The sequence below is a fragment of the Roseovarius sp. genome (genome assembly GCF_965228755.1).
Classification (GTDB): Bacteria; Pseudomonadota; Alphaproteobacteria; order Rhodobacterales; family Rhodobacteraceae; genus Roseovarius.
In genome coordinates this window covers 977,879-1,002,656 of record NZ_CBDDIG010000005.1, presented here as the reverse complement: position 1 = coordinate 1,002,656, position 24,778 = coordinate 977,879, and the positions used below count along the sequence as shown (strand labels likewise).

Sequence of the window (24,778 nt, the reverse complement as noted above, 5' to 3'; positions counted from 1 at the left end):
GGAGCGGGAGGGTTTCACTGATCCCCCCACATCTCCGCGATTTCCTCGCAGCTTTCCTTGACGGTGACACGCCCGCCGGGAACGTGAATGGTGGTGTAGCCCGTGGCCTCTCCCTCGTGGTACTGAGGGGAGAGGGTGTACATGCGGTCAGGGTTGACCCAGATGGGGCGACCGTGGGGGTTGGTGAGCTTGATCATCAGTACCCCCGCGTGATGTGCAGGTAGACGGGCCAGAGAAGCGCAAAGAGCGCGTCTGCGATGAAACCCCGTGACTTGCTGCGAAGTAGGAAGATGGCCCCGACAGCGGCGTAGAGGACGAGGAATATCCAGACGTATGTCATTTCGGCACCTCCATCTGGTCGATATTGCAGTGGTGGACGGTGAAGGTGTATGCGGCGATCCACGGATTTTCGGACCAGCCGAAGCCGCGCTTGGCGTTCAGGCTGTCCCAGAGCATGGCAAAGGCGGCGCGCGCCGTGGTGCCCGAACCATCTATGCCCGGCACGGGGAACCAACCCGGAATGTTCCGCTTGATCCCCTCAGCCATCGCATCCGCCTCGCTGATTTCCTGCACCCGCTGCACCCGCACGTCGGTCACGGTGAGCGTCAGGCGGGAGGCCCAGCGGGGCATGAAGATGGAAGGGCGCCAACGGCCCGGAATTGCCCATGGCGTGGCCGCATAGTTCATCAGCTCAAGCGCTGTTTGGCGGTTTCTGGGTTCTAGGTAGGCGTCAGGGACGTTCCATGTCTCCCGCACCCAGACGCGGTCGCCGGGGGTAATTGGGATCTCGTAGCAGTTCAGGCTCTCGCCGCCGCTCGACATTCTATACCAGCGGCCGACACCATCGACGTTTGAAGGCTGCGGTTTCAGCACCCGCCGCGTCTGCGTCTTGCGGCCGTCCAGCAGCGCGCGGATCATCGGGGCGGAGAAAAGGATAGGGCGGTCGGTCATTTCGCCTTCACCTCCCCGAGATGGGGGACGGTGACGAGTGATGCGGTATCCCGCTGGGCGGCGCAGGCCGCATTCACAACGTCGCGAAGTTCTTTCTGGATTTCAGCCGGGTCAGCATTCGGGTCCGACAGTTTCTCGACGGCTTCGGCAACCTCCCGGCACAGGGCTGAGACATGCTCCCATGCCTCGCGGGCGTCGCCGGACTGGAACCGCTCGAAACGGCCACCGGCCAGTGCCGCGAAATGCTCTGCCAACACCACCGCAACGGCGGGATGCATCCGGGCCAGCGTGTCGGCATAGTTGATGCCGAGGCCACCGGCCTTCTTGCGCCCGTCCGGCTTTTCGGTATGCTGGGAAAGGGTGCTGATAGACAGGCCGAGGTCGTCGGATACGCATTCAAGTCCGCCTGCCGCTCGATAGGCCTCCTGAACGCAACACTGAACACTTCCGGGTTTGGCTGCTCTCATCCGAAAATCCTTCCTATGCTTTCGGTTGGTTGACGCGGGGTAAGGGCGCACATTGCTGGCATGGAGAAAGCAGAGACCTCTCCGGGCGGCAGCGCCCTGCCCCGTCCCCTAGTGGCGCTGCCGCTGTCATGCGGCGTCTCCGGAGGAAGCGCGGACAAAGTTAAAGAGATCGTCCGGGCACGAGATGTCGCGTTCGGCGCAGAGAAGTCGCATTTCGTGATACCAGCGCGCCGGGAAAACACCGTCACTGACAGCGTTCCCAACTGCGGTCTTGCCCACCTTCATCCGCTCGGCGATGACACCTCGCCCCACCTCATCGCAGATTTCAGCGACGGCGTTTTTCTTTCGATCGGTTCTCATGCGGAAAGTTTAGTCCAAAAAATCTGGACTGACAAGGTTCAGCGCGGCGTATGTTCAAATTTTTTGGACAGAGGGTATAAACGCGGCATGGATATTGATGAGAAAGAAAGACTTTCCCACAAGGGCGATACCAGCCCCACAGCGCAGGCAATTCGCCTGCGTGCAGCCCGGATTATGTCAGGACTAAAGGCGAAGGATCTCGCCAGCAATATTGGGGTATCAAAAACCGTTTATAGCAACGCTGAAAACGGCGTGAATTACCCGAACATTGAGATTATGAGGTACATCTACCGAGCTTTTCGTTTGGACTTTAATTTTCAGATGAACGGCGAGTTTTCCCAGCTCCCCTTTGATCTCGTGGAACGGATAATCCCCGCGCTCCAACGCGCCAACGATGAATGGGATCAAAAATCCAGTTCAGATCGACGCCGAGAGAAATCCCGATCCGCGCAATGAGTATAATCAACTTGGCCTTCATCTTATCTTCCCAACTTTCCCAACCAGCACACGCTACGCGGGAAGCCACAGAAATGTCAAAATTGGAGCGGGCAACATGGATTCCTTCGGGTCGATCATAGCGGGGACACTTATGCTCGCCGCGCTGGCCGGGTGGGTCACCCATATCGTCGTTGGTATCATGGCTAAGGCGTGGTTGTTCATGATTGTTGGGGCGCTGATAGCGCCGGTTGCAGTAGTTCATGGGTGGTCGGTTTGGCTAGGGTTCAATTGGTTGGGTTAACGCCTACCCGCCCCCATGCCCTTCCAGCCAATTAACGTAGCGCAGGATAGAGCCCTTATGAACCTGTAGACCGGAGTAGCGACGGTGATCGCCTCCGATTATGCGGTCGTCTAAGTCCACCCCATTTTCGTTCAAACTGATTTCCGGCTCTATTTTGACTGCACGTAAGCCGTTGTTCGGCGTGCCCTTTACCTTCAGAATTCCGAGATTGACGCCCTGCGGGATAAAGCCTGTGAAATACATGGCGAATGGGTCATCGGTTCCCATTTCCTTCCCCCAGACATCAAACTCGGCCTTGATTTGCTCCAAGTCTGTCTTGTCCAGCGCGTCCCTGAAATACTTGGAAGCCTGGGACACCGGAAGCCATCGAGCTTTCCACGCCGCCAGAAACTCTTGTCCATCCCGATAGATCAGCACGGACGCCAACGAGATTGAAATTACAAGCAGTACCAAATTGACCGTCATGTCCGGCACCCACCAAAGCGTGTCCGGATAGAGCTGTCTGATCGCCTGTAAGTCGGCGGGGAAAAGTAAGTACCCGACCACGGCGGAAACAACCGCGCCGACCCATAGAACAAGCTTAATCCCAAATCCCAGCATCTAAAAATCATCACATGGCTTTCCTTCTGAGTCTATGCCGCTGGGGTGCAACCAGCCCCCTGCTGACAGACGCAAGGTAGCAGGGCGGCTTACGTCTAGTCCAGATTTTTTGAACTTCTTTCTTGACTGTCCATTTTTTCTGGACTACCTTCCTCCCATAGCCCACGGGCAAAGGAGGAACGCACAGTGAAATTCGACGTATTCAACCGCTTCACCGGAGAGGTGCAATTCATCGCAGACATCGACTGCGCGGATGATGCACCGAAGTCGGTTAAGCTTGGCCTTGCAGTGAAATGGGCGGTTAAGGCGGGTGCCAACCTCGCGGGTGCCAGCCTCGCGGGTGCCAACCTCGCGGGTGCCAACCTCGCGCGTGCCTACCTCGCGGGTGCCAACCTCGCGGATGCCAACCTCGCGGGTGCCAACCTCGCGGATGCCTACCTCGCGGATGCCAACCTCGCGGGTGCCAACCTCGCGGGTGCCAGCCTCGCGGGTGCCAACCTCGCGGGTGCCAACCTCGCGCGTGCCTACCTCGCGGGTGCCAACCTCGCGGATGCCAACCTCGCGGGTGCCAACCTCGCGGATGCCTACCTCGCGGATGCCAACCTCGCGGGTGCCAACCTCGCGGATGCCTACCTCGCGGGTACCAACCTCGCGGGTGCCAACCTCGCGCGTGCCTACCTCGCGGGTGCCAACCTCGCGGATGCCTACCTCGCGGGTGCCAAGAGTGCCGAACTGATCATTGCCCGCACCCGCATCCTCCCCGAAGGCGACCTGATCGTTTGGAAGGCATGTTCTGGCGGCGTGATCGTCAAGCTTCTGGTCCCGAAGGAGGCTCGCCGCTCCCATGCCTTTGGCCGGAAGTGCCGCGCAGAGTTCGTTGACGTTCTCGAAGTGCAAGGCGCTGACGAGGGTGTCGGGATGCATGACGCCAAGACCATCTATCGCACTGGCGAGCGCGTCACCTGCCACGAGTGGGATGAAGATTGGACCGTCGAATGTACCGGCGGTGTGCATTTTTTTCTCACCAGAGAAGAAGCCCAGGCTTGGGCCTAACCCCACGGAGGAACGCATGACCTACCAAGCGAACATTCCGACACCGGACGTTAAGCCCAAGTGGACCATCGAGGATGTCACCATGGACGTGACCGAGGTGATTGGCGAGAGCTACCCCGGCATCTTTGACGAGGGCGACAATTTGGTGGCCTATCTTCGTCGCGACGACGTTGGCTTTCGCGCTGGCGACGACAACCCCCTGACCCTCAACGGCCTCTCTGTCGAGAGCACCAGCGGCTTCACCCACTTCGACCGTGCGTGGTGCATCAAGGTTTTCGGCATCCGGTACGTGTGGGGCCTCGAAGAAGAGGCGCTGCTGCAGGAACTGCGCGAACAGGGGCATCTGGTCTGACCCCACTGATTTCTCCCCAACTTCCCGGCGGGGCCATCCCGCGCTCCGCCGGGCTTTTTGAAAGGATGAGACGATGAAACCGAGCACACTTGACCTTTGCAGCGTGTCTTTCCGCGCGAACCAGATATCGAAGGATGCTCACGCCGCCTACTGGATGGAAAGCTCCGTTGGAGACGCTGACCACCTGCGCAAACAGGTGCGCGACGACCTTCAAGAACTCGCCGCCCTGTTCGGGCTGGAACTTGTCGAGCGCGAAGAAGACGCAGCCCAAGAGGACGCGGCATGACCCACCTCAGTAACACCCCCCGCCTCCCCGACGAAGGCGCCGGCTTTTACACCGACTTCCCCACCCCTCCCATGGGGAACAGCGCGGGCCGGGATACCTCCTCCTCCCGTCCCGGCTCGCGCGCCAGCATGGTATTCCCGACGCTCTGCGACACACCGGAGCCGGAGCATTACGGATGGCTGGATGATGGCCTGAACCGTGCGGAACGGTGGGCTGACTACATCATTCCCGTCGTGCAAATCGGCCTCGTGGTCCTGCTGGTCGTGACGCTGACCGTTCACTTCTTCGATGTCTGGGACGCCGCAACCGTGCATCCGGACCCTGTAACCCAACACGACTGAAAGGAGCCGTCATGGTCTTTTTCATCGACAATGTTCCGTCGAATGCGCCGCTTTTCAAGAACGCGCCGGAAGACGATCTGAGGCAAGTCATCAAGCACCTGCAACTCGCAAGCCATCACTATGCCGACGACAGCGGGCGAGAGTGGGGCTTGGCCCGAAAGCACGTCTCGGATGCTGCCGAAATCCTCAATCGAAACTCACTCGAATACCGGGCAATCCAAGCCATTCACAGAGAGGCTCGCCCCTTGATGCCTCTGGATGACGTGATCGACGAAGTTTTGCGTCTAGCGCGCTCCGTGCATCCCGATCCGGTGGAGGTGCAGTGATGGCCGCGTATCTCAGACAAGGTGGGCAGGTTTCCATAATCCTCTCAGAGGCGGAGGCCAAAGCCCTTTGCAAGGTCGGTGAGCGCGGATTCGATGAAAAGCGCGACAGCCTAAACGGGTCGGAGCGCAACGCGGCTGACAGGGCGCTCCAAGCGCTCGCCGCGTCAACAAATCGGTCGGCCCGTGTGGCTGGATATTTCCCGGGATAGGAGCACCCCAATGACCACCCTCCCCCACTACGCCCGCCTCCGTGAAGGCCATCTGGTGGCCCGCACGGACCCGCAGGACACCCGGAAGGCCAAGTACATCGACGGGCTTGTCTACGCCTTTCTCGGAGGTGCCGGCGCCTTTGCCGGGATCGCCGCTGCACTGACGCTTCATAGCATTGGAGGTTGAGATGACTGAACACAAAACCATCCCGAACATCTGGACTGCGTTTCTTGAGGCGCAGAAGGAATTCAAGTCGCCCGGCAAGAACGCCGCGAACAAGCACTTCGGCAACACCTACGCCGACCTTCTGGCGGTGATCGAGGCAGTGAAGCCGGCTCTGAACAAGCACGGCATTGCCCTTTCGCAGCCCGTGATTTCCAACGAAACCGGCAATTTCGTCAGGACCATATTGTACCATCCCGCCAGCGGAACCTCAATCGAAGAAGACGTGCCGCTCCTGATGGGCAAGCAGGACATGCAGCAACTCAAGGCTTCCAGCACCTACGCCAAGCGGATCGGCCTTGAGAACATCACCGGCGTTGCCAGTGCGGACGATGACGACGACGCGGAAACCGAGCGCAAGGGCAATAGCATGGGCGCCGCCCTGAACGATGCCTGGAAACAGTCGGTCGAGGACAGCATCCCCGCCGGCGCGACCCCCCAGCAGCGCGCGAAAGCTTACGCGGACGCCATCTGCGAGGACTTCAAGGGCAAGGGCGAAAAGGCTCTCCAGAACCGCTGGAACAAGCACCGCTCGATCATCGAGAACATGCAGGGCCGGTTCCCTGAACTGCACGGTCAAATCGTTGACCTGTACGAAAACGAGATGATGCGAGCGACTGGCAACGACACCTCGCAGTACGCCGCGCAATGACCCCCAACGGTCGCACCTTCGCCCTCATGAGGCTGGCCGACGCGCCCGACCTAGAGGCGCTTAAGACTGTGTGGAGCAATCTTTCGATTGAGTACCAAAAAGACGAGGTGGTCCGCGACATGAAGGACGCACTGAAACAGAAGATGGAGAAGGAAAGCTGATGCCCGCGCCACGTCGAGCAGACTACGACACCGAGGAATTCAAGCGCATGTGGTATTCCAAGACCACGATATTGGACATGGCCGAACGGTACGGGGTGAGCGGGTTTTCCATTCACGACGCCGCCATGCGCCGAGGGTTTGAGCCTAAAGTCGTGGCGAGGTCTGAGTGATGGATACCACCGCCACAGAGAAGGCCCAGAAGGCCACGCAGTACCTCATTGACAGTGCCGCCGAGATTGCAGCGGCCAAGGCTGACCTCGTACGCGCGGAGAACATGCTGCGCGTCACGAAGTCTCTGGCAATGAAGAACAGCGGTCAGAACAGCGCCGCCGCTCAAGAGCGGGAAGCCTACGCCAGCGAGCAATATCAGCACGCGGTGTCGGAACTGGCGCAGGTGGCGGGGGACTACGAGAAACTGCGAGCGCTTCGTGAGGCCGCGAAGATGCAGATTGAATACTGGCGCTCGCTTAACGCCAACCAGCGCGGCGCTGAGCGCGGGTACGGGAGTGCAGCATGACGATTGGACGCAGGACATTTCTCGGAAAACTTCTGGCATCGCCCCTCGCGGCGGCTGGGGCGACAGAGGCAGCGGGTCACGTGGGCATGGGCGGCATGGGTAGTGCCTGCGAGCCAATGGGCCACCCCGACCCCACCTACAGGGGGCATGACCGTCTTGCGGATTCCCTGCATCACGCAATCCGGCGCACATCCTCAGAAGACAGGATGAACGTAAAGTACATCCCGGCATTCATCACGACCAAGAAAAGCTGGTCTCCGGTGTTCATGGAGCACGTCTACAGGCAAGCGCAAAGGGAGGCGGAGAGCCTTCACCGGCAGGTCAGCGATGCCCTTCACAACTCACCGGACCCCGTGACGCGCGGCTATCGGCTGATGAAGATCGCCAAGCGGCTGGGGGTGGATGCATGACCGCCCGCTCCGTAGCAGAATGGCAGGGCGCTACCCCTGACACGAAAGCGCCCCCGAGGGTGAGGCTCCGCGTCTTCGAGCGGGCCGAGGGCTGCTGTCATAGCTGCGGGCGGAAGATCAATGCCGGCGAAAGCTGGACGCTGGAACACCTGCAAGCCCTCATCAACGGGGGCGAGAACAGGGAAGGCAACCTTGGCGTGACCTGCAACTGGTGCCTGCCGGTGAAGAACCGCGAGGACGTGGCGGTGAAGAAGAAGAACGCCAGCGTTCGCAAGAAGCACGTTGGCGCCGACACCCGCAAGAAGAAGAAAATCCCATATCGGCGCTTCGATGGAAGCCCGGTGTGGCCTGATTGAGAGGATGACGCGATGACCGACTGGACCCAGCTAGAGAAAGACCTGGAGGCGCTAGACCGCGACCCCATGGCGATCACCAGACTCCACGCCCCTGACCTTGCCGCGCTGGCGTTGGCGGGGCGGGATGCTGTGGCGGCTTTGGAAGTCATGCGGGACGAAATCAGGATGCGCGGCGGGCTTGCCCGATACGAGGCCACGAAGGCCGCAGACGCGGCAATCACCGCCTTCCGCAAAGCAGAGGGAGGGAGCCATGAGTGAGCAATTGAAACCGTGCCCGTTTTGTGGCGATCCTGCTGAACTCGAAACCGATAACGATCATCATGGCGAATGGTTCAATCTGGGCTGTCAAAACCATTGGGGCCAATTGGACCCCGACGATGCATGTATCGGTGGGCGACTGTTCTACACCGAGGACATGAGCCAGATGGAGGCGGCGATCACCGCATGGAACACTCGAACCATAGAGGGAGAGAGCCATGAGTGATCTGGAGTGGCCCCGCGAAATCTGGATGGCCGAACGCGATGAACACGATCAAGGCGTTGTGAGCGCAGTTCTGTCGGAACACGCCACTGTAGTTCGATGGGAGGGAGACAAACAGCGCGATCGGGAATTTCACCGATATGTCGATGAAGATATCTATGACAGCCACGCAAAATACATGAGCGTAAAGCTGGCGGAAAAGGATGCCGCCATCGAAGCCCTACAGGCAGAGAGGGACAGACTGCGGGAGGCGTGCAATCAAGCTCGCTTGGCGTTTGCGGGGTTTGTCAGCGTGGAGTCCGCCATCAATAAACTGGACGCCCTGGGAGACGACACATGACCGAACCGTTTAAAGACCCCAAGCACCTTGCGAACAGCGCCGACGCCATGGGGCGCTCCTGCAAATTATGGCAGTCCGCGACGACACAATATCACTTTGCCGTCCGAGATATGATACGTGAGCAAGCCGACGCCCTAGAAGCCCTACAGGCAGAGAACGCCCGGCTGCGGGAGATCGGACAATTTCTATTGCGCGCCTTCGATCACATCAATGAAAATCCGCGCCGCGATCCGGTGGACGATCTTTTTCTAATGGTGAGAGACACATCAACAATATCGTCTGTGTCTGACGCCCGCGCCGCCCTGGGAGACGACACATGACCTTCCGAGAAATGGGGTGCCGGATCGGGAGCAAGGTTCGCTTTGTCGATGACCCGCCAAACGCGACTCGCACCATAACCAGCGACGAGCAACTAGACTACGACCACTTGCTGCCTTGGATCGTAGTGCATTGGGGAGACGACACATGACCGACATTGTGAATCTAGACGATGTCCATATCCGCGTCATTGACCAGCGAATAGGCATGGGGATCGGTGGCATGGATACCGTGATCCGCCTCTATCATATCCCCTCTGGCATACTGATCGAGGTGCCCCGGATCGCATCATCTCAGTATTATGACAGGGCCATTGCAATGGAGATGTTGGAAACCGCGTTGACACACCAAAGGATTTGGGGAGACGACACATGAGCAAGGAAGCGCTGAGCGGGTGGCAACCGATTGAGACGGCGCCGAAGGATGGGACGCCTATCGTTATCGGCCGGAGGGGTTGGGACTGCTACCCCGTGGCACAATACATGGAATACCCCGGCAACCCGGTTCTAGACGGGAGTGAGCAAGATGCTTGGATGTATGGATGGGGCCATGACTGCATGGGGTTCACATACGGGCACGAGGACTATTGGCTTGGTTGGGATGAAGACCCGATGCCAACCCACTGGATGCCCCTCCCCGAACCCCCGGCCCTGATAGCGGAGGGGGAGTAGATGCGGGTACTTGTTTGTGGCGGAAGAAATTATTCGGACGCGGCGTTTCTTGAGGCGGGATTGAACGTTGTTCATGACACGCACAACGTAACTCGTGTCATTCACGGCGCGGCAAGCGGCGCGGATAGGCTGGCTGGCGAGTGGGCCAAGGGGCGTGGGATTCCACAAATCGCCTGCCCCGCTGCTTGGGATAAATACGGTCGTGCCGCCGGTCCAATGCGGAACCAGTACATGATCGACGTGCACAAGCCAGACTTGCTGGTCGCCTTCCCCGGCGGGAAGGGAACTGCCGACATGATCGCCAAGGCTCGAAAGGCTGGCGTCCGCGTCGTGATAGCCGAGCCCCCCCAATGACCCGCCCCTACACCCCCGACATGAGAGAGTGAGATGGGAACGCCGCGCCATATCCAACCGCTTGCCCTCCGCGATACCAACGCGGCGAAGGTGCTGGATATGCCCACGGCCAAATTCCGCGACCTCGTGAAGAAGGGCGCTATGCCGCCGCCTGTCGTGCTGGCGGACGGGATCGAGCGCTGGCGCATGTCCGACCTCGCCGCTATCCTCGATGGCACCGCCGCGCGACCCGATGAGGACATAGAGGTATGAAGCGCCCGCCCAAGCCCCGTATCACCAAGCCACGCCTGCGCTGGCAGTGGCGCCCGGTTGCGGGCGTATGGGAACCCCAGCATCGTATCACATGGCACGAGAACGGCAAGCGAAAGGAACGCGCGATCCGTTTGGATTGGGGCGGCGATCCGGCAGAACTCGACCGCCTGTATTGGGCCTGCGAAGCCAACCGCCACGAAAAGCAACAGGCACCGACCAAGTACACATGGGGCGAGCTGGTCAAGGAATGGCGGGCCGATCCACGCATTCAGGGCCGCATCGCACCGGGCACGAAAAAGAGCTACCGCCGGGAAATGGAAGCCCTTTTGCAGAATAACCGCGACAAGGACGTTCGCAAGACCACGCGGGGCGGGCTGCGGGTGGTTCACACCGCGATGGCCGACACCCCGAGGAAAGCCGACTGGCGGGTGCAAATCGTCTCCCTGCTATGGAACTACGCCAAGACCAAGCTGGATTGGCCCTTGGGAGACAACCCAGCAACGGGGCTCGACAAGTACGGCACACAGCGCCCGTTTGAGCCATGGCCTGACTGGATGATAGAGAAGCTGCCGGAGGCGCCTGACGTGGTTCAGTGCGCCGCTGAGCTGATCCTAGGCACCGGCCAGCGCCCGAGCGCCGCCATCACCATGAAACGGAACCAGTTTCGCGGAGAGTGGATGACCGTCACCGACGAGAAAGGCGCGACGGAATTCGAGGTATTCTGTCCCGAGCGACTTGCCGCCTTCGTGGCCGAGTGGCCCGCACAGGGCGCGCACCTCCTTGCCAGGAATCTTACCGAGCCAATGGGGTACGACGCCGTTGAGCGGGCGTTCCGGGGCTGGCGCAAGGGCCTGGGCGAGCCTGCCAAACAATACACCCTGCACGGCCTGAGAAAGCTGGCCATCATCCAGCTGGCCGAGAGCGGGGCAACCGATGCCGAGATTCAAGCCATCACCAACCAGTCACCAGAAACGATTGCGTATTACCGGAAGATGGCGAACCGGAAGGTTTTGAGCCGGAATGCGCAGAAGAGAAGGAAGTGAGGCAAAGCGATGGCAGAAGGTCAAAATGAAATTGTCGGACACGGCACATTAAGCGACGGGACGCATGTTCCGATTACCAGAGCAGAGGCAGATGCTCTCTGGAAGGCCGTTGAGATTGAGAAAGCACAACGAGCCGCGATGATGCCGGATACCAAAGCTGCCCTTCGCGCGCTATGCGATGCCCGCCAGCGCCTGAAGGAACTGGGGTGGAAAGAGGGGCAATACTGCCCAAAAGACGGGACAGAGTTTGCCGCCATAGAGTACGGGTCAACCGGGATATTTACTGGCTGGTTCGACGGAAAGTGGCCTTACGACTTCGCCCAAATCGAAGAGAACAAGGCAGTGGAACAAGGTGAGATTTCTGATTGTGGGACAATCCCACCATTGGCCAAAAACGCCAACGATTTCAGGATGGTGCCCAAGCCCGGACTCGAACCGGGACGCCTTGCGGCGGGGGATTTTGAATCCCCTGCGTCTACCATTCCGCCACTTGGGCAACGTTTCGGGGTTTTACTCAACAGTTGCATCAAGGACAATAGCAGAACTGTTGCTGGCGTCGGGCCATGCGATTTGCTACCGGATGGCCGTTGGCCCTTCCCGCGCCGTTGACCGAGGATCCCAGACCATGACCGCGACCGTGACCGCATCGGATGATCTTGCGATCTCGGACCGGCTTGATCAGTTGGTGGCCCGCGCCGGCGGGGAGAAGGTGACGCTGGGCTGGATTCTCGAACAGCTTCACGAGCGCGCCTTCGGCCTGTTCCTGCTGATCCTCGCCCTGCCCTGCTGCATCCCGTTCCTTTACGGCGTGCCGCAGATCGTGGCCCTGCCGCTGATGTTCATATCGGTGCAGGTATTGATCGGTCGGCGCGTGCCGTGGCTGCCGCGCAAACTGGCTGCGCGCGACGTCTCGGCTGAAGGGCTGCGCGGGCTGTCGCAGCGGGCGGGCCCGTGGCTGCGGCGGATCGAGGCGGTCAGCCGGCCGCGCCTCGGCGTGCTGACCCGCGCGCCGCTTGATCGCCTCGTGGGCGCGGCGCTGGTCCTCTTCAGCGCCTCGATCCTCGTGCCCCTGCCCGGCACCAACACGGTGCCCGGCTTTGCCGTGGTGCTGGTGGCGATGGGGCTGTTGCAGCGCGATGGCATCCTTGTCCTGATCGGCGCCCTGATAGGCACGGCATGGATCGGCACGCTGCTGGTTGCCGGGGCGACGCTGGCCAGCCTGATCAAAACATGGCTCGGCCTTTGATGCGGTGGCCAAGCCAGGAAACGACCAGATGACCATTCCCACCCACAACCGATCGAGGCAACCGTGACACGTAATTCCCTTGTGATACTGGCCGCCGGCGGCTCCCTCGCGCTTTTGCTGGGCGCCCTGGCCTTTCAGCACCTGGGCGGGCTCGCCCCTTGCAAGATGTGCATCTGGCAACGCTGGCCGCATGGCGCGGCCATCGCGATCGGCGTGGTGGCGCTTGTCCTGCCGGGGCGTGTTCTGCCGTTGCTGGGCGGTCTCGCCGCGCTGACCACCGCCGGCATCGGCGCCTATCACACCGGTGTCGAGCGCGGTTGGTGGCAGGGCCCGTCGACCTGCACCTCCTCCTCGGCCGCGGATGTCTCGACGGACGAGCTGTTCGACCAGATCATGAACGCCCCGCTGGTGCGCTGCGACGAGGTGCCGTGGGAAATGCTCGGCCTGTCGATGGCAAGCTGGAACATGCTGGCCTCGCTGGCGCTGGCGGTGATCTGGGTGATGGCGGCGCGGCGCGCTTGACCTTTGCTGCGCGGGGGCCGTAGCGTTCCCGCAACCGTCAGCAGAAGGGCCAGCGCGTGCGAAATCTCGATCCCGTTCACTATACGTCTCCCGACATTCACGCGGGCGATGTCAGCCATATTTTCTCGAGCACGTGGCAGTTGCTCGGCCCCGCCTCGCGGCTGGCCCAGCGGGGCGACTACATCGCCGCCGAGATCGCCGGCCAGAAGGTCTTCGTGATCCGAACCCGAGATGGTCTGCGCGCCTTCCGCAATGTCTGCCGCCACCGCGGCGCGCGGCTTCTGCCCGAGGGCAACGGCCGCTGCGCCACCATCCGCTGCCCCTATCACCAGTGGGTCTGGGGCGAGGACGGCTCGCTTCTGAACGTGCCGTGGTGGGGCGACGACCCGGATTTCGAGAAATCCGACTGGGCGCTCGACACGGTGGAGTTCGATACCTGGCGCGGGCTGTTGTTCGTCGCCATCGCTCCGGCAAAACCCTTGACGGCCCAGCTCGGCGCCGTGATCCCGGAGCTTCAGGACGAGCCGCTCGAGAGCTTCACATGGATGCACGAGGAGCGGATGGTCTTTGACGCCAACTGGAAGATCTACACCGACAATTTCGTCGAGGGCTACCACATCCCCGGCATCCACCCGGCCTTTCACAGCGCGATCGAGTTCGACCGGTTCGAGACCACCGCCCATGACGGCATGGTCCGGATGACCGCGCCGCCGCGCGAGGGGCTGTTCTATCGCGGCAAGTGGCTGTGGATGTGGCCGAACTGGACGCTCTCGCTGTTCTCGGGCGGCATGAACACGTCACGCATCAACCCGCTCGATCACCGGCGGACAGAGCTGATTTACAACTTCTATTTCGAGGACACCTCTCCCGAAGGGAAAGCGGCACGGGAGAAGACCATCGCCGACAACCTTGCCGTCGTCCGCGAGGATTTCGAGATCTGCATCGAAACCCAGAAGAATTACGAAAGCGGCGGCTATCGCGCCGGGCCGCTCTCGCCCCGGCACGAGCAGGGCGTGGCCTACTTCCAGAAGAAGCTGGTCGAGGCGGCCGGGGGCTGAGCCCCCTGCCCTCAGCTTGCCGCTTTCCGCGTCGAAAGCAGCAGGCTGGTCTCGGAATGGGCGATCCCGTCGAAGCGGCGGATGCGGGCCAGCACGTCGTCGAACTCCTCCAGCGTGGCGGTGCCGATCTCGACGATCAGGTCCCACCGGCCGTTGGTGGTATGCGTGGCGCGAACGGCCGACAGGCCGTTCAGCTGCCGCAGGATCCGGTCGGTGCCGCGGCCCTCGATCCCGATCATCATCAACCCGCGCACCGGGTCGCGCGCCGCGTCGCCCTTGAGCACCACCGAGAAGCCGACAATCTCGCCCGACCGGCGCAACCTCTCGATCCGGCCGCGCACCGTGGTCCGCGACACGCCCAGCGTCAGCGCCAGATCGGACAGCGATGCGCGGGCATCGTGCCTGAGCGCCGAAATCAGCCGCTGATCCACATCATCCATTTCGCCGCCTCTCGCGTCCGTTCCGATCAAACCGCCCCCGAATAGTGCAAAATGCCGGGTTCAGTTCAACCCGATTTGCGCAGACGCTACGCGTAACCTGAGATTCCTGACAAATGGGCCAGCGATGACTGAACAGACCTGTATCCTGATCGGCGCCCCGGTCGACAGCGGCAAGGCAAGGCGCGGTTGCCTGATGGGGCCGGATGCCTACCGCGTGGCCGGGCTGACGGAGGCCCTGGAAGGGCTGGGGCACAGGGTGCAGGACGCGGGCAACCTGCGCCCGCGCCCGGCCGCGACGCCGGATGACTTGCCCGGGCATCTGCACGAGCCGGCGGAAACCATCGGCTGGACCGAGGCGCTGGCCGGCGCGGCAGAGGCGGCGATGCAGGAAGGTCTGCCGATCTTCCTGGGCGGCGATCACGCGCTGTCGCTGGGCTCGGTCGCCGGCGTGGCGATGGACGCCGCGCGGCGAAACCGGCCGCAATTCGTGCTCTGGCTGGATGCCCACAGCGATTACCACACGCCCATGTCGACCGCCTCGGGCAACCTGCACGGCACGCCGCTGGGCTATGTCACGGGGCGTGACGGGTTTCACGGCTTTCCGGAGGTCACGGCCCCGGTGCCGGAGGAAAACATCTGCATCCTCGGCCTGCGCTCGGTCGACGCGGCGGAGCGCGAGGTGCTGCAGGCCAGCCGCATCCGCTATACCGACATGCGCGCCATCGATGAGGCCGGCATTGCCCGGCCGCTGGCGGCCTTCCTCGGTGACGTGGCCAAGGCGGGCGGCGCGCTGCATGTCTCGCTCGACGTCGATTTCCTCGACCCCTCTTTCGCCCCCGCCGTCGGTACCACCGTCCCCGGCGGCGCCACGATCCGCGAGGCGCACCTGGTGATGGAGATGATCTGCGACAGCGGGCTGATGACCTCGCTCGACCTCGTGGAACTCAATCCCTTCCTCGACGACCGCGGGCGCACGGCGCAGGTGATGGTCGATCTCACCGCCTCGGCCCTCGGCCGCCGGGTCTTCGACCGCCCGACCCATTCCTTCTCCTACGAAAGAGCCGCCTCATGACCACCCTGCCCCCCTCCGACAAGGCGCTGGTGCCCTTCGTCAGCGTCGAGAACATGATGAAGCTGGTCCACCATATCGGCATCGAGGAGATGCTGACCGGGCTTGCGGGCTATATCGAGGACGATTTCAAGCGGTGGGAGCTGTTCGACAAGACCCCGCGCGTGGCCAGCCATTCGGCCGAGGGGGTGATCGAGCTGATGCCGACCTCGGATGGCGAGGTCTACGGGTTCAAGTATGTCAACGGCCATCCCAAGAATACCAAGGCCGGGCTGCAGACGGTGACGGCCTTCGGCCTGCTCGCGGATGTCAGCAACGGCTACCCGGTGCTGCTGTCGGAGATGACGGTGTTGACCGCGCTCAGGACGGCGGCAACCTCTGCGCTGGTCGCCCGCTACCTCGCCCCCAAGGGGGCCGACACGATGGCGATGATCGGCGCCGGGGCTCAATCGGAGTTCCAGAGCATGGCGATGAAGGCCATCTGCGGGCTGAAAAGCGTGCGGCTCTACGACATCGACCCGGCGGCCACCGAGAAGGCCGCGCGCAACCTGCAAGGCTTGGGCCTGACCGTCGTGGCCTGTCAGAGCGCCGAAGAGGCCATGGAGGGCGCACAGATCATCACCACCTGCACCGCCGACAAGCAATATGCCACCATCCTGACCGACAACATGGTCGGCAGCGGCGTGCATATCAACGCGATTGGCGGGGATTGCCCGGGCAAGACGGAACTGGCGCCGGGTGTGCTGCACCGCTCGTCGATCTTCGTGGAATACCCCGAGCAGACCCGGATCGAGGGCGAAATCCAGCAACTGGCACCCGACCACCCGGTGACCGAGCTGTGGCGCGTGATGAATGGCGAGGCGCAGGGCAGGACCAGCGCGCAGCAGATCACGCTGTTCGATAGCGTCGGCTTCGCCATCGAGGATTTCAGCGCCCTTCGCTACATTCGCGACCATATCGGCAACACCGATTTTTATCTCGAGCTCGACCTTCTGGCCGACCCCGACGACCCGCGCGACCTGTTCGGGATGCTGCAACGCGCCGGTGCCTGAGCTTTACGGCTTCATGGCGCGACAGTAACTATGCTCCATGCCGATCTTTCGAATCGACGGGGAGCTTCACTATTTCGCGCATGTCCCCAAGTGCGCCGGGGCCTCGGTCGAGGTGTACCTGCGCAAACGCTTCGGCAAGGTCGCCTTCGCCAATTCGCAGTTCTACAACCTTCCGGAAGCGCAGCGGTGGACGAAATCGTCGCCCCAGCACATCGACCGCGAAGCGCTGGCCCTGCTGGTCCCGCCCGGCTGGATCACCTCCAGCTTCGGTATCGTCCGCCACCCGGTGACACGCCTGCGCAGCGCGTATGACTACCAGTTGACGGGCGAGAAGACGGTGCCGGAGGGCATGGACATCAACGCCTGGTTCCTCGACTGGGTGGCGCAACGCGACCGGATGCCGTTCCGCTATGACAACCACCCGCGCCCCGCCGCCGATCTCGTGCCGCATGGCGCGACGGTTTTCCGGCTGGAGGACGGGTTGGAGGGTGTGGTGGCGTATCTGGACGGGCTGGCCGGCAACTCAGATGGCCCGCGCAAGATGCCGCATGAGAACAAGAGCCGCGGCGGCGTGAGCTACGCGGCCGGACAGGCGCCGCTGTCGGACGAGGTGCTGGGCGTGATCGCGAAGGTCTACGCGGAAGACTTCAAGCGGTTCGGTTATACCTGCGAAGATGTGGTGAAGGCGGCAAAACCCGGAAAGGCATTGCCCAGGCCGCGCATTCCGTGGCTCAACCGGCTGGTCGGGCGCTAGGCCGTCAGCCAATTGCCTTGAGATACTGGTAGAGGAAAGCGCGCATGTCGCCCTTGTTCCGCATAAGCCCGCCTTTCCGTGCCGTGTAGCGCACTTCCTGCCGCCGCAGCTTGCGGCTGACCCCGGCGCTGACCTGGCCCGCGTGGATGCGGTTGGCGACCAGCGTGTCGGGCAGGATCACCGGCGCGCCGAAGGCCTGGTGACAGCTGTGATACATGTCACCATCCATCAGCCATTGCAGGTTCTCGTCGAACCAGATGCCGTGCCCGGCCTCCAGCGCCAGGACGGAGGGGCTGGAGATCGTGTTGAACCCCCAGCGGATACGGTCGTGCCAGCGCGGCACCATAGGGCGTTCCAGCGTCTCGCCGTCGCGGGTGACGGCGGAGCCCGTCAGCACCCATTTGCAGGCACGATCCTGAAACGCATCGAAGACCTGTTGCAAGGCACTGTCATCACACAGGAAATCATCCTGAAACAGGATCTTGAGAATGCGGCCCCCGGCGTGGCGCATCGCGTTGTTCGTGTTGGCCGAGGCCTGCCGTTTCCCCTCGCGATACGCCACCCGGCGGAGGGTCAGCCGGTCGGTATAGGCGGCACAGACCTCGGCCACGCCGGGGCCGTCGGACTGGTCGGACACCACCACCTCGAAATTCTTGAAGGTCTGCCGCGCGAGCCGGTCGAGGGAATGGCCCAGGTAATCGCCCCCGGCGCCGCCCATGTCATAGGCGGGAATACAGACGCTGATGGCGGGCGTTGTGCTCATGCCGGTGTCTCTGCCCTAGCCGCGCCTGCCCCTGCAACAGAAAAACGGGGGGCCAAGGCCCCCCGGTTCAAGTTTCGCCACTCAGGCTCGATATTTGTACCGCCCGGTTTTCTGCCTGCGGCCTGAGTGCCGTCAAGGAGCGAGCGCACCCGCTCCATGTCGGTTCGGGAAAAGCTTGGCAGCATCCCCCCTTTGTTTCGGCGGGGTGCGGACCGGTCGGCTCGGCCCTGCCACCCCTTCACGCCCGGTAGGGCGCGATCTTGTCCCCTCAGCTACACCCGCTGGTCGAGCCGCAGGTGTTGCACTTCATGCAGGTGCCGTTGCGCACCAGCGTGTAGTTGCCGCAATCGCCGCAGGCCTCGCCCTCGTAGCCCTGCATCCGCGCCTTGGTGGCCGCGTTCATGCCGACGGCGCCCGACGCGACGGCCGTGGTGGTGGTGGCCGTGGCCTGCGCCGTTTCCGGCACCAGCGTCTTCAGCGTGGCCGAGGGATCGGCGGCACCGTCAAGCGCCGTGGCCCCCATGCTCTGCCCGCCGTTGAACACCACCAGCTCCTGCGGCAGCCGCTTGCGGAGATAGCCGGTCGAGCTGATCTGCTTGAGCACTTCCAGCGACTTGTTGGCGGCATCCTCGCTCATCTCCGAGATGTTCGAGACACCCTCCTCCTCGCCCCGGCCAAGGTCGTCGAAGGACGCGCCCTGGGGTTTGACATGGGCGAGGTCCGTCCGGTCGAGATAACTGACCGCCAGTTCACGGAAGATGTAGTCGAGGATCGACGTGGCGTTCTTGATCGAGTCGTTGCCCTGCACCATGCCCGCCGGTTCGAACTTGGTGAAGGTGAAGGCGTCGACGAATTCCTCGAGCGGCACACCGTATTGCAGGCCGACCGACACCGCGATGGCGAAGTTGTTCATCATCGCCCGGAACCCGGCGCCTTCCTTGTGCATGTCGATGAAGATCTCGCCAAGCGAACCGTCGCCGTATTCCCCGGTGCGGAGATAGACCTTGTGGCCGCCGACCATCGCCTTCTGGGTATAGCCCTTGCGGCGGTCGGGCATCTTCTCGCGATGGGTGCGGACGATCTCCTTGACCACCACCTTCTCGACGATCTTCTCGGCCAGAACCTGCGCCTTTTCCTGCGGGCTGCCGCTTTCCAGCACCTCCTGCGCGTCCTCGTCATCCTCGACAAGGGCCGAGGCCAGCGGCTGGCTGAGCTTGGAGCCGTCGCGGTAGAGCGCGTTGGCCTTGACGCCCATCTTCCAGCTACGCTCATAGGCCTGTTGGCAGTCCTCGATGGTGGCGTTGTTGGGCATGTTGATCGTCTTCGAGATCGCGCCCGAGATGAAGCTCTGCGCCGCCGCCATCATGTCGATGTGGCTGTTGACCGACAGGAAGCGCTTGCCCTTCTTGCCGCAGGCATTGGCACAGTCGAAAACCGAGTAATGCTCGGTCTTGAGATGCGGCGCGCCTTCCAGCGTCATCGTCCCGCAGACATGGTCGTTGGCGGCTTCGATCTCGGCCTTGGAGTAGCCCAGGTGTGCCAGCATGTCGAAGGTCGGGTCGTTCAGCTTGGCGGCCGGGATGCCCAGCACGCGGGTGCAGAACTCCTCGCCCAGCGACCACTGGTTGAAGACGAAGCGGATGTCGAAGGCCTGCCCCACGGCGTTGTCGACCTTCTCCAGCTCGGCCGGGCCGAAGCCGTGACCGGCCAGCGACGTGTGGTTGACGCCCGGCGCGTTGCCGATGGTACCGTGACCCACCGCGTAGCTGACGATCTCCTCGATCTGGGCCGAGCCGTAGCCCAGCTTCTCCAGCGCGGCCGGCACCGAGCGGTTGATGATCTTGAAGTAACCGCCGCCGGCAAGCTTCTTGAACTTCACCAGCGCGAAGTCGGGCTCGATGCCGGTGGTGTCGCAGTCCATCACCAGCCCGATCGTGCCGGTCGGCGCGATCACGGTGGCCTGGGCGTTGCGATAGCCGTGCTGCTCGCCCAGTTCCAGCGCCTCGTCCCAGCTGGCCTTGGCCAGTTCGACCAGTCGGTCGTCGGGGCATCCGGCGTGATCCAGCGGCACCGGCGGAATGGCCAGGCCCTCGTAACCCTCGGTCTCGCCATAGGCCGCGTTGCGGTGGTTGCGCATGACCCGCAGCATGTGTGCGCCGTTGCGCTCGTAGGCCGGGAAGGCCCCAAGCTCGCCCGCCATCTCGGCCGAGGTGGCATAGGCCACACCGGTCATGATCGCGGTAAGCGCACCGCACAGGGCGCGGCCCTCGGTCGAGTCGTAGCCGTAGCCCATATTCATCAGCAGCCCGCCGATATTGGCGTAGCCCAGGCCGAGCGTGCGGGTGTCGTAGGAGTTCTGGGCGATTTCCTTCGACGGGAACTGCGCCATCAGGACCGAGATTTCCAGCGTCACGGTCCAGAGCCGGGTGGCGTGGACATAGGCATCGGCGTCGAACTGGCCGTCACGGTAGAAAGACAGCAGGTTCATCGAGGCCAGGTTGCAGGCCGTGTCGTCGAGGAACATGTATTCCGAGCACGGGTTCGAGCCGCGGATCTCGCCGTCTTCCGGGCAGGTGTGCCAGGAATTGATCGTGTCGTGGAACTGGATGCCGGGGTCGGCACAGGCCCAGGCCGCGTGGCCCACGTCTTCCCAAAGGTCGCGCGCCTTGATGGTCTTGGCGACCTTGCCGTCGGTGCGGTTGATCAGCGCCCAGTCGGCATCGTCCTCGACCGCCTTTAGAAACGCGTCGGTCACCCGGATGGAGTTGTTGGAGTTTTGTCCGGAGACCGACGCGTAGGCTTCACTGTCCCAGTCGGTGTCGTAGGTCGGGAATTCGATGCTGTCATAGCCTTGCCGCGCATAATCCAGCACGCGCTTGACATAGGTTTCGGGGATCGAGGCTTTCTTCGCGCCCCGGATCGCCTCTTTCAGCTGATCGTTCTTCTTCGGATCTACCGCGTCTTCCGCGCTGCCGTCCCAGCCACGGATGGCGGCGAAGATGTCGTTCAGCTTGGCTTCGTGCATCTTGGACCCGGCCACGATGGAAGCAACCTTCTGCTCCTCGCGCACCTTCCAGTTGATGAACTCCTCGATATCGGGGTGGTCGGCGTCGCAGATCACCATCTTGGCGGCGCGGCGCGTGGTGCCGCCCGACTTGATGGCGCCGGCGGCGCGGTCCCCGATTTTGAGGAAGCCCATCAGGCCGCTTGACTTGCCGCCACCCGAAAGGGCTTCCCCCTCGGCACGCAGGGAGGAGAAGTCGTGCCGGTGCCCGAGCCGTACTTGAAGAGCCGGGCTTCACGCACCCACAGATCCATGATGCCACCGTCGCCCACCAGGTCGTCGGCGACGGACTGGATGAAGCAGGCATGGGGTTGCGGGTGCTCGTAGGCGCTGCTCGATTTGGTCAGATCGCCCGTCTTGAAGTCGACGTAGTAGTGGCCCTGGCTGGGGCCGTCGATGCCATAGGCCCAGTGCAGGCCGGTGTTGAACCATTGCGGGGAGTTGGGCGCCGCCATCTGGCGCGCCAGCATGAAACGCATCTCGTCGTAATAGGCGCGGGCGTCGTCCTCGGTCGAGAAATAGCCGCCCTTCCAGCCCCAGTAGGCCCATGCACCCGCCAGCCGGTCGAAGACCTGCTTGGCCGATGTTTCGCCGGTGCGCTCGGTCTTGTCCGACGCCGCCACGGAGCGCCACAGGAACTCGGGCACGCCCTTTTCCTTGACCTTCTTGAGCTCGACCGGAACGCCGGCCTTGCGGAAATACTTCTGCGCGATCACGTCGCTGGCGACCTGGCTCCAGCGGGCGGGCACTTCGACCTCGTCCAGCCGGAACACGGTGGTGCCGTCGGGATTGCGGATTTCCGAGCTCGTGGTAACGAATTCGAGCTCGGCGTATGCGTCTTGGCCTGCCTTGGTGAATTTGCGTTCAATTTTCATTGCTGCCCCGTGACTTCAGCATTGCGTTTGTGATGGCTCCGGACCAGCCTGATGGCCAGGGCCTGTTGCGCGGTTGTTCAGACAGTAGGAGACGGCATTGCGGCCAGTGCGCGAGCCGCAAGATCAGATGTTGGGCTGGTACCCGTCAAAACCGATTAGATCGTCCCTACCGCATCCCGCCGCCACTATATCTTGTGGCTTAGCGATCCGCCCACACAAAGTGGCGTATGAGACCATAGCGGGTCAACGGCTTTTTTTGGCAATCCCGGGCAAAAAAAAGTTGATTAATTTTCCGGTTTCGATTCCGCCCGGCCCGGGAAGTGATTCACGCGAATGTTACAATTTCCGGTCCTGCTGTGGATGAGTTGCGGAAAGTCTTTCTATGATTGCGCCTTAAGGCCACCGGCGCCTGTGGACAGTCGCGGCCGATGCGCAGAACGCGGCAATCCCGACCGCTCGATCCGGTGGCGCGAGGGATCGGAAAAAATTTGCATCGCGACGCTGCAATCGCCGTCAGAACACGACCTGTTGCAGGTCGAGCACGCAAACAACTACATCTAGTGGCTGATTGAAGGTGTGGTCGGGGCGGCGAGATTCGAACTCACGACCCCCTGTACCCAAAACAGGTGCGCTACCAGACTGCGCCACGCCCCGGACCGTGCGGGGTATCTAATCGGGAACGCGGGGCTTGAAAAGCCAAATCTGGCCTTCCGCGCCTTGGGGCGGAAACCGTCAGCAGGGCCAGGCGGCGGCCCCCGCCGTGATGGCCGGGTGGCGAAGTTCGCTGCCTTCGCCGATCTTCAGCGCATCGGCCATCCCGCCATTGATCTCGAGAATGTACTGGATCTCGTTGCCGCCGAAGATCATCTCTTCGCTTTCCGGTTCGGCCATCCGGTGGATATTCCGCACGGTGCCGGTTTCATCGGCAAAGATCATGTCGAGCGGGATGAGCGTGTTCTTCATCCAGAACCGCACGGGACGCGCGCTGTCGTAGACGAAAAGCATTCCGGCACTGCGGGCCATGCTCTCGCGATGCATGAGGCCTTGGGCGCGTTCGTCGGGCTCGTCGGCGACTTCCACGGTAAACCGCGCCTCGCCCCAGTCACCCCGCAGCGAAATCTGGTCGTCCCGGCACGCCGTCTCTGCCGCCGCAGGCGCAGCCAGCGACACAAGCCAGAAAGCCGCCACGCTCAGTCGGAATGCTTTACCGCGGTTTCCCATCCACACACCTCCGTGGCCATCCGGCCGCGTTTACCATTGATCACCCGGATGGCCAGCGCCTCCCCGGATTGCAGGTCGGCCATGCCTGACCTGCGCAACACCTCTATATGGATGAACACGTCCTCGTCACGCCCGAACGTGTTGGCGAAACCAAAACCCTTGCCCTTGTCGAACCACTTGACGCGGGCGGGTTCCAACGGCGCGGCGCGGATTTCTTCGGGGTCGATATCCTCGAGATCGGCAAGCCCGCTCAGGGCGTCCTGATCCGGCGGTTCGATCGACAGCACCTCGACCGCCTGAATGCCGCGCTCGGTCTGCTGAACCTCAAGCTCGATTCCGGCGCGGTCGGCGACGGAACTCTGCCCGAAATTGCGCAGCACGTTGGCATGAAGCAGGATATCCGGCCCGCCCTCTTCGGCCACCACGAAGCCGAAGCCCTTGACGGGGTCGAACCACTTGACCTGCCCTTTCAGCTTTCGCGTGTTTTCACGGTCTTTCGTCACAGCATTCAACCTACAAGCCCCGCCCAGACATGTTCACGCATTAGAGGTGTATCGGACACACAAGGCAAGGGAAATTCCATTTTTATTCAGCACGTTGCAATCGGTGCTGCGCAAGGTTCAGGGGCTGAGCCGCTGAATTTCCCATGCGTTTTCATGAGTTTCCCGCCGCCAGACGAAACGATCGTGCAGGCGGAAGGCGCCGTCGGCCCAGAACTCGATCTCGACCGGGACGATGCGAAAACCGCCCCAGAACGGCGGGCGCTCGGGATTCGCGCCCTTACGCGACGTCACTTTCGCCACCTCCGCCATGAGCCTGGCACGCGATTCCAGCGGCCGGGACTGCTGCGACGCCCACGCGCCCAGGCGGCTCTTGAGCGACCGCGAGGCGAAATAGGCGTCGGCCTCGGGGCCGTCCTCCTTCACCACCTCGCCGCGCACCCGCACCTGCCGCCGCAGCGATTTCCAGTGCAGCACCATGGCGGCCTTGCCTGTCGCGGCAATTTCCTGCCCCTTGGCGCTTTCGTAATTCGTGTAGAACCAGAAGCCGCTGTCAGTGATATCCTTCAACAGCACCATCCGCACGTTCGGCAGGCCGGTCGCGTCCACCGTCGCCAGCGCCGCGGCGTTGGGATCGTTGAGTTCACCCGCCTCGGCCTCGGCCAGCCAGTCGCGCGCAATCCGGAACGGATCGTCCCCGGCAAAAATCCCGTCGCGTTCCATGGTCTCGCATCACTCCGTAGAAGTCGTTA

General features: G+C 62.4%; 37 protein-coding genes, 2 tRNA genes and 1 pseudogene. 27 read left to right on the top strand and 13 right to left on the bottom strand.

Annotated features, from left to right (window positions below):
• Nucleotides 1-14 precede the first annotated feature (14 nt).
• Genes ACO07J_RS08420 through ACO07J_RS08405 form a run of 4 tightly spaced genes read right to left on the bottom strand, consistent with a single transcriptional unit; the run spans nt 15 to nt 1,418 of the window.
• Nucleotides 15-197, bottom strand: a complete 183-nt coding sequence (locus ACO07J_RS08420) for a hypothetical protein (protein WP_422028121.1) — start codon at nt 195-197, stop codon at nt 15-17.
• Nucleotides 197-340: a hypothetical protein gene (locus tag ACO07J_RS08415; protein ID WP_422028119.1), complete on the bottom strand. Its 144-nt coding sequence runs from the start codon at nt 338-340 to the stop codon at nt 197-199. Before ACO07J_RS08415 ends, ACO07J_RS08420 begins: the two co-directional genes overlap by 1 nt.
• Complete coding sequence (locus tag ACO07J_RS08410; RefSeq protein WP_422028117.1) at nt 337-951, bottom strand: hypothetical protein; 615 nt, start codon at nt 949-951, stop codon at nt 337-339. Before ACO07J_RS08410 ends, ACO07J_RS08415 begins: the two co-directional genes overlap by 4 nt.
• Entirely contained in the window at nt 948-1,418 is a 471-nt protein-coding gene (locus ACO07J_RS08405) for a hypothetical protein (protein WP_422028115.1), read from the bottom strand. The genes ACO07J_RS08410 and ACO07J_RS08405 overlap by 4 nt, the downstream gene beginning before the upstream one ends.
• 60 nt (nt 1,419-1,478) lie before the next feature.
• On the opposite strand from ACO07J_RS08405, the gene ACO07J_RS08400 reads away from it, so the two are divergent.
• Entirely contained in the window at nt 1,479-2,234 is a 756-nt protein-coding gene (locus ACO07J_RS08400; protein ID WP_422028113.1) for a helix-turn-helix transcriptional regulator, read from the top strand.
• A 286-nt stretch (nt 2,235-2,520) separates the two neighbouring features.
• On the opposite strand, the gene ACO07J_RS08395 is transcribed toward ACO07J_RS08400, so the two are convergent.
• On the bottom strand, nt 2,521-3,117 hold the full coding sequence (locus tag ACO07J_RS08395; protein WP_422028111.1) for a hypothetical protein: 597 nt from the start codon (nt 3,115-3,117) through the stop codon (nt 2,521-2,523).
• A 186-nt stretch (nt 3,118-3,303) separates the two neighbouring features.
• On the opposite strand from ACO07J_RS08395, the gene ACO07J_RS08390 reads away from it, so the two are divergent.
• The 20 genes from ACO07J_RS08390 (at nt 3,304) to ACO07J_RS08295 (ending at nt 11,462) form a co-directional block, all read left to right on the top strand.
• Complete coding sequence (locus ACO07J_RS08390; protein WP_422028109.1) at nt 3,304-4,170, top strand: pentapeptide repeat-containing protein; 867 nt, start codon at nt 3,304-3,306, stop codon at nt 4,168-4,170.
• Between the two features lie 16 nt (nt 4,171-4,186).
• Nucleotides 4,187-4,522: a hypothetical protein gene (locus ACO07J_RS08385; RefSeq protein WP_422028107.1), complete on the top strand. Its 336-nt coding sequence runs from the start codon at nt 4,187-4,189 to the stop codon at nt 4,520-4,522.
• A gap of 73 nt (nt 4,523-4,595) precedes the next feature.
• A complete protein-coding gene (locus ACO07J_RS08380; protein ID WP_422028105.1) occupies nt 4,596-4,808 on the top strand; it encodes a hypothetical protein in 213 nt (70 codons plus the stop codon).
• Complete coding sequence (locus ACO07J_RS08375; protein WP_422028103.1) at nt 4,805-5,149, top strand: hypothetical protein; 345 nt, start codon at nt 4,805-4,807, stop codon at nt 5,147-5,149. The genes ACO07J_RS08380 and ACO07J_RS08375 overlap by 4 nt, the downstream gene beginning before the upstream one ends.
• Nucleotides 5,150-5,160: 11 nt before the next feature.
• The gene (locus ACO07J_RS08370) at nt 5,161-5,475 is read left to right on the top strand and encodes a hypothetical protein (protein ID WP_422028101.1); all 315 of its coding nucleotides are present in this window, start codon (nt 5,161-5,163) and stop codon (nt 5,473-5,475) included.
• Between the two features lie 219 nt (nt 5,476-5,694).
• Nucleotides 5,695-5,871 (top strand): hypothetical protein, encoded by a 177-nt coding sequence (locus ACO07J_RS08365; protein ID WP_422028099.1) that lies wholly within the window; start codon nt 5,695-5,697, stop codon nt 5,869-5,871.
• A gap of 1 nt (nt 5,872) precedes the next feature.
• Nucleotides 5,873-6,559, top strand: coding sequence for an ERF family protein (locus ACO07J_RS08360; RefSeq protein ID WP_422028097.1), 687 nt, complete (start codon nt 5,873-5,875; stop codon nt 6,557-6,559).
• The gene (locus ACO07J_RS08355; RefSeq protein WP_422028095.1) at nt 6,556-6,720 is read left to right on the top strand and encodes a hypothetical protein; all 165 of its coding nucleotides are present in this window, start codon (nt 6,556-6,558) and stop codon (nt 6,718-6,720) included. Before ACO07J_RS08360 ends, ACO07J_RS08355 begins: the two co-directional genes overlap by 4 nt.
• Before the next feature lie 169 nt (nt 6,721-6,889).
• Nucleotides 6,890-7,237: a hypothetical protein gene (locus tag ACO07J_RS08350; protein ID WP_422028093.1), complete on the top strand. Its 348-nt coding sequence runs from the start codon at nt 6,890-6,892 to the stop codon at nt 7,235-7,237.
• Nucleotides 7,238-7,443: 206 nt separating this feature from the next.
• Entirely contained in the window at nt 7,444-7,647 is a 204-nt protein-coding gene (locus ACO07J_RS08345) for a hypothetical protein (RefSeq protein ID WP_422028091.1), read from the top strand.
• Between the two features lie 59 nt (nt 7,648-7,706).
• A complete protein-coding gene (locus tag ACO07J_RS08340) occupies nt 7,707-8,003 on the top strand; it encodes an HNH endonuclease (protein ID WP_422028089.1) in 297 nt (98 codons plus the stop codon).
• Nucleotides 8,004-8,015: 12 nt separating this feature from the next.
• Nucleotides 8,016-8,261, top strand: coding sequence for a hypothetical protein (locus ACO07J_RS08335; protein ID WP_422028087.1), 246 nt, complete (start codon nt 8,016-8,018; stop codon nt 8,259-8,261).
• Nucleotides 8,254-8,487 (top strand): Lar family restriction alleviation protein, encoded by a 234-nt coding sequence (locus tag ACO07J_RS08330; protein ID WP_422028085.1) that lies wholly within the window; start codon nt 8,254-8,256, stop codon nt 8,485-8,487. The genes ACO07J_RS08335 and ACO07J_RS08330 overlap by 8 nt, the downstream gene beginning before the upstream one ends.
• Nucleotides 8,480-8,824 (top strand): hypothetical protein, encoded by a 345-nt coding sequence (locus tag ACO07J_RS08325; RefSeq protein WP_422028083.1) that lies wholly within the window; start codon nt 8,480-8,482, stop codon nt 8,822-8,824. The genes ACO07J_RS08330 and ACO07J_RS08325 overlap by 8 nt, the downstream gene beginning before the upstream one ends.
• Nucleotides 8,821-9,144: a hypothetical protein gene (locus ACO07J_RS08320; protein WP_422028081.1), complete on the top strand. Its 324-nt coding sequence runs from the start codon at nt 8,821-8,823 to the stop codon at nt 9,142-9,144. Before ACO07J_RS08325 ends, ACO07J_RS08320 begins: the two co-directional genes overlap by 4 nt.
• 145 nt (nt 9,145-9,289) lie before the next feature.
• The gene (locus tag ACO07J_RS08315) at nt 9,290-9,517 is read left to right on the top strand and encodes a hypothetical protein (RefSeq protein ID WP_422028079.1); all 228 of its coding nucleotides are present in this window, start codon (nt 9,290-9,292) and stop codon (nt 9,515-9,517) included.
• A complete protein-coding gene (locus ACO07J_RS08310; protein WP_422028077.1) occupies nt 9,514-9,813 on the top strand; it encodes a DUF551 domain-containing protein in 300 nt (99 codons plus the stop codon). Before ACO07J_RS08315 ends, ACO07J_RS08310 begins: the two co-directional genes overlap by 4 nt.
• Nucleotides 9,814-10,167 carry a DUF2493 domain-containing protein gene (locus ACO07J_RS08305; RefSeq protein WP_422028075.1) on the top strand — a complete coding sequence of 118 codons (354 nt, stop codon included), beginning with the start codon at nt 9,814-9,816 and terminating at the stop codon, nt 10,165-10,167. It begins immediately after the preceding gene.
• Nucleotides 10,168-10,200: 33 nt separating this feature from the next.
• Nucleotides 10,201-10,419, top strand: coding sequence for a hypothetical protein (locus ACO07J_RS08300; RefSeq protein WP_422028073.1), 219 nt, complete (start codon nt 10,201-10,203; stop codon nt 10,417-10,419).
• On the top strand, nt 10,416-11,462 hold the full coding sequence (locus ACO07J_RS08295; protein WP_422028071.1) for a tyrosine-type recombinase/integrase: 1,047 nt from the start codon (nt 10,416-10,418) through the stop codon (nt 11,460-11,462). The genes ACO07J_RS08300 and ACO07J_RS08295 overlap by 4 nt, the downstream gene beginning before the upstream one ends.
• A 412-nt stretch (nt 11,463-11,874) precedes the next feature.
• Here ACO07J_RS08295 and ACO07J_RS08290 read toward each other — a convergent pair.
• A tRNA-Leu gene (locus ACO07J_RS08290) sits at nt 11,875-11,958 on the bottom strand.
• Nucleotides 11,959-12,087: 129 nt separating this feature from the next.
• On the opposite strand from ACO07J_RS08290, the gene ACO07J_RS08285 reads away from it, so the two are divergent.
• From ACO07J_RS08285 to ACO07J_RS08275, 3 genes are all read left to right on the top strand, one after another.
• Nucleotides 12,088-12,708, top strand: coding sequence for an exopolysaccharide biosynthesis protein (locus tag ACO07J_RS08285; RefSeq protein WP_422028069.1), 621 nt, complete (start codon nt 12,088-12,090; stop codon nt 12,706-12,708).
• A 63-nt stretch (nt 12,709-12,771) separates the two neighbouring features.
• Entirely contained in the window at nt 12,772-13,230 is a 459-nt protein-coding gene (locus ACO07J_RS08280; protein ID WP_422028067.1) for a disulfide bond formation protein B, read from the top strand.
• Nucleotides 13,231-13,286: 56 nt separating this feature from the next.
• A complete protein-coding gene (locus ACO07J_RS08275; protein WP_422028065.1) occupies nt 13,287-14,288 on the top strand; it encodes an aromatic ring-hydroxylating oxygenase subunit alpha in 1,002 nt (333 codons plus the stop codon).
• An 11-nt stretch (nt 14,289-14,299) separates the two neighbouring features.
• Here ACO07J_RS08275 and ACO07J_RS08270 read toward each other — a convergent pair whose 3' ends face one another.
• Nucleotides 14,300-14,728, bottom strand: coding sequence for an Lrp/AsnC family transcriptional regulator (locus tag ACO07J_RS08270; RefSeq protein ID WP_422028063.1), 429 nt, complete (start codon nt 14,726-14,728; stop codon nt 14,300-14,302).
• Nucleotides 14,729-14,852: 124 nt separating this feature from the next.
• On the opposite strand from ACO07J_RS08270, the gene rocF reads away from it, so the two are divergent.
• From rocF to ACO07J_RS08255, 3 genes are read left to right on the top strand one after another with little or no spacing between them, the layout of a single operon-like run.
• Nucleotides 14,853-15,800, top strand: coding sequence for an arginase (gene rocF, locus ACO07J_RS08265; protein ID WP_422028061.1), 948 nt, complete (start codon nt 14,853-14,855; stop codon nt 15,798-15,800).
• Nucleotides 15,797-16,849, top strand: a complete 1,053-nt coding sequence (locus ACO07J_RS08260; protein ID WP_422028059.1) for an ornithine cyclodeaminase — start codon at nt 15,797-15,799, stop codon at nt 16,847-16,849. The genes rocF and ACO07J_RS08260 overlap by 4 nt, the downstream gene beginning before the upstream one ends.
• A gap of 37 nt (nt 16,850-16,886) precedes the next feature.
• Entirely contained in the window at nt 16,887-17,603 is a 717-nt protein-coding gene (locus ACO07J_RS08255; protein ID WP_422028057.1) for a sulfotransferase family 2 domain-containing protein, read from the top strand.
• Nucleotides 17,604-17,607: 4 nt separating this feature from the next.
• Here the strand turns inward: ACO07J_RS08255 and ACO07J_RS08250 are convergent, their stop codons facing one another.
• The 6 genes and pseudogenes from ACO07J_RS08250 to pdxH form a co-directional block, all read right to left on the bottom strand.
• The gene (locus ACO07J_RS08250) at nt 17,608-18,366 is read right to left on the bottom strand and encodes a glycosyltransferase family 2 protein (RefSeq protein WP_422028055.1); all 759 of its coding nucleotides are present in this window, start codon (nt 18,364-18,366) and stop codon (nt 17,608-17,610) included.
• A gap of 268 nt (nt 18,367-18,634) precedes the next feature.
• Nucleotides 18,635-22,305 (bottom strand): annotated as a pseudogene (locus tag ACO07J_RS08245) (vitamin B12-dependent ribonucleotide reductase).
• Between the two features lie 577 nt (nt 22,306-22,882).
• Nucleotides 22,883-22,959, bottom strand: a tRNA-Pro gene (locus tag ACO07J_RS08240).
• 78 nt (nt 22,960-23,037) lie between these two features.
• Entirely contained in the window at nt 23,038-23,526 is a 489-nt protein-coding gene (locus ACO07J_RS08235) for a DUF192 domain-containing protein (protein WP_422028053.1), read from the bottom strand.
• Nucleotides 23,496-24,029: a cold-shock protein gene (locus ACO07J_RS08230; RefSeq protein ID WP_422028051.1), complete on the bottom strand. Its 534-nt coding sequence runs from the start codon at nt 24,027-24,029 to the stop codon at nt 23,496-23,498. The genes ACO07J_RS08235 and ACO07J_RS08230 overlap by 31 nt, the downstream gene beginning before the upstream one ends.
• Before the next feature lie 117 nt (nt 24,030-24,146).
• Nucleotides 24,147-24,749: a pyridoxamine 5'-phosphate oxidase gene (gene pdxH, locus ACO07J_RS08225; protein ID WP_422028049.1), complete on the bottom strand. Its 603-nt coding sequence runs from the start codon at nt 24,747-24,749 to the stop codon at nt 24,147-24,149.
• Between the last annotated feature and the right edge of the window lie 29 nt (nt 24,750-24,778).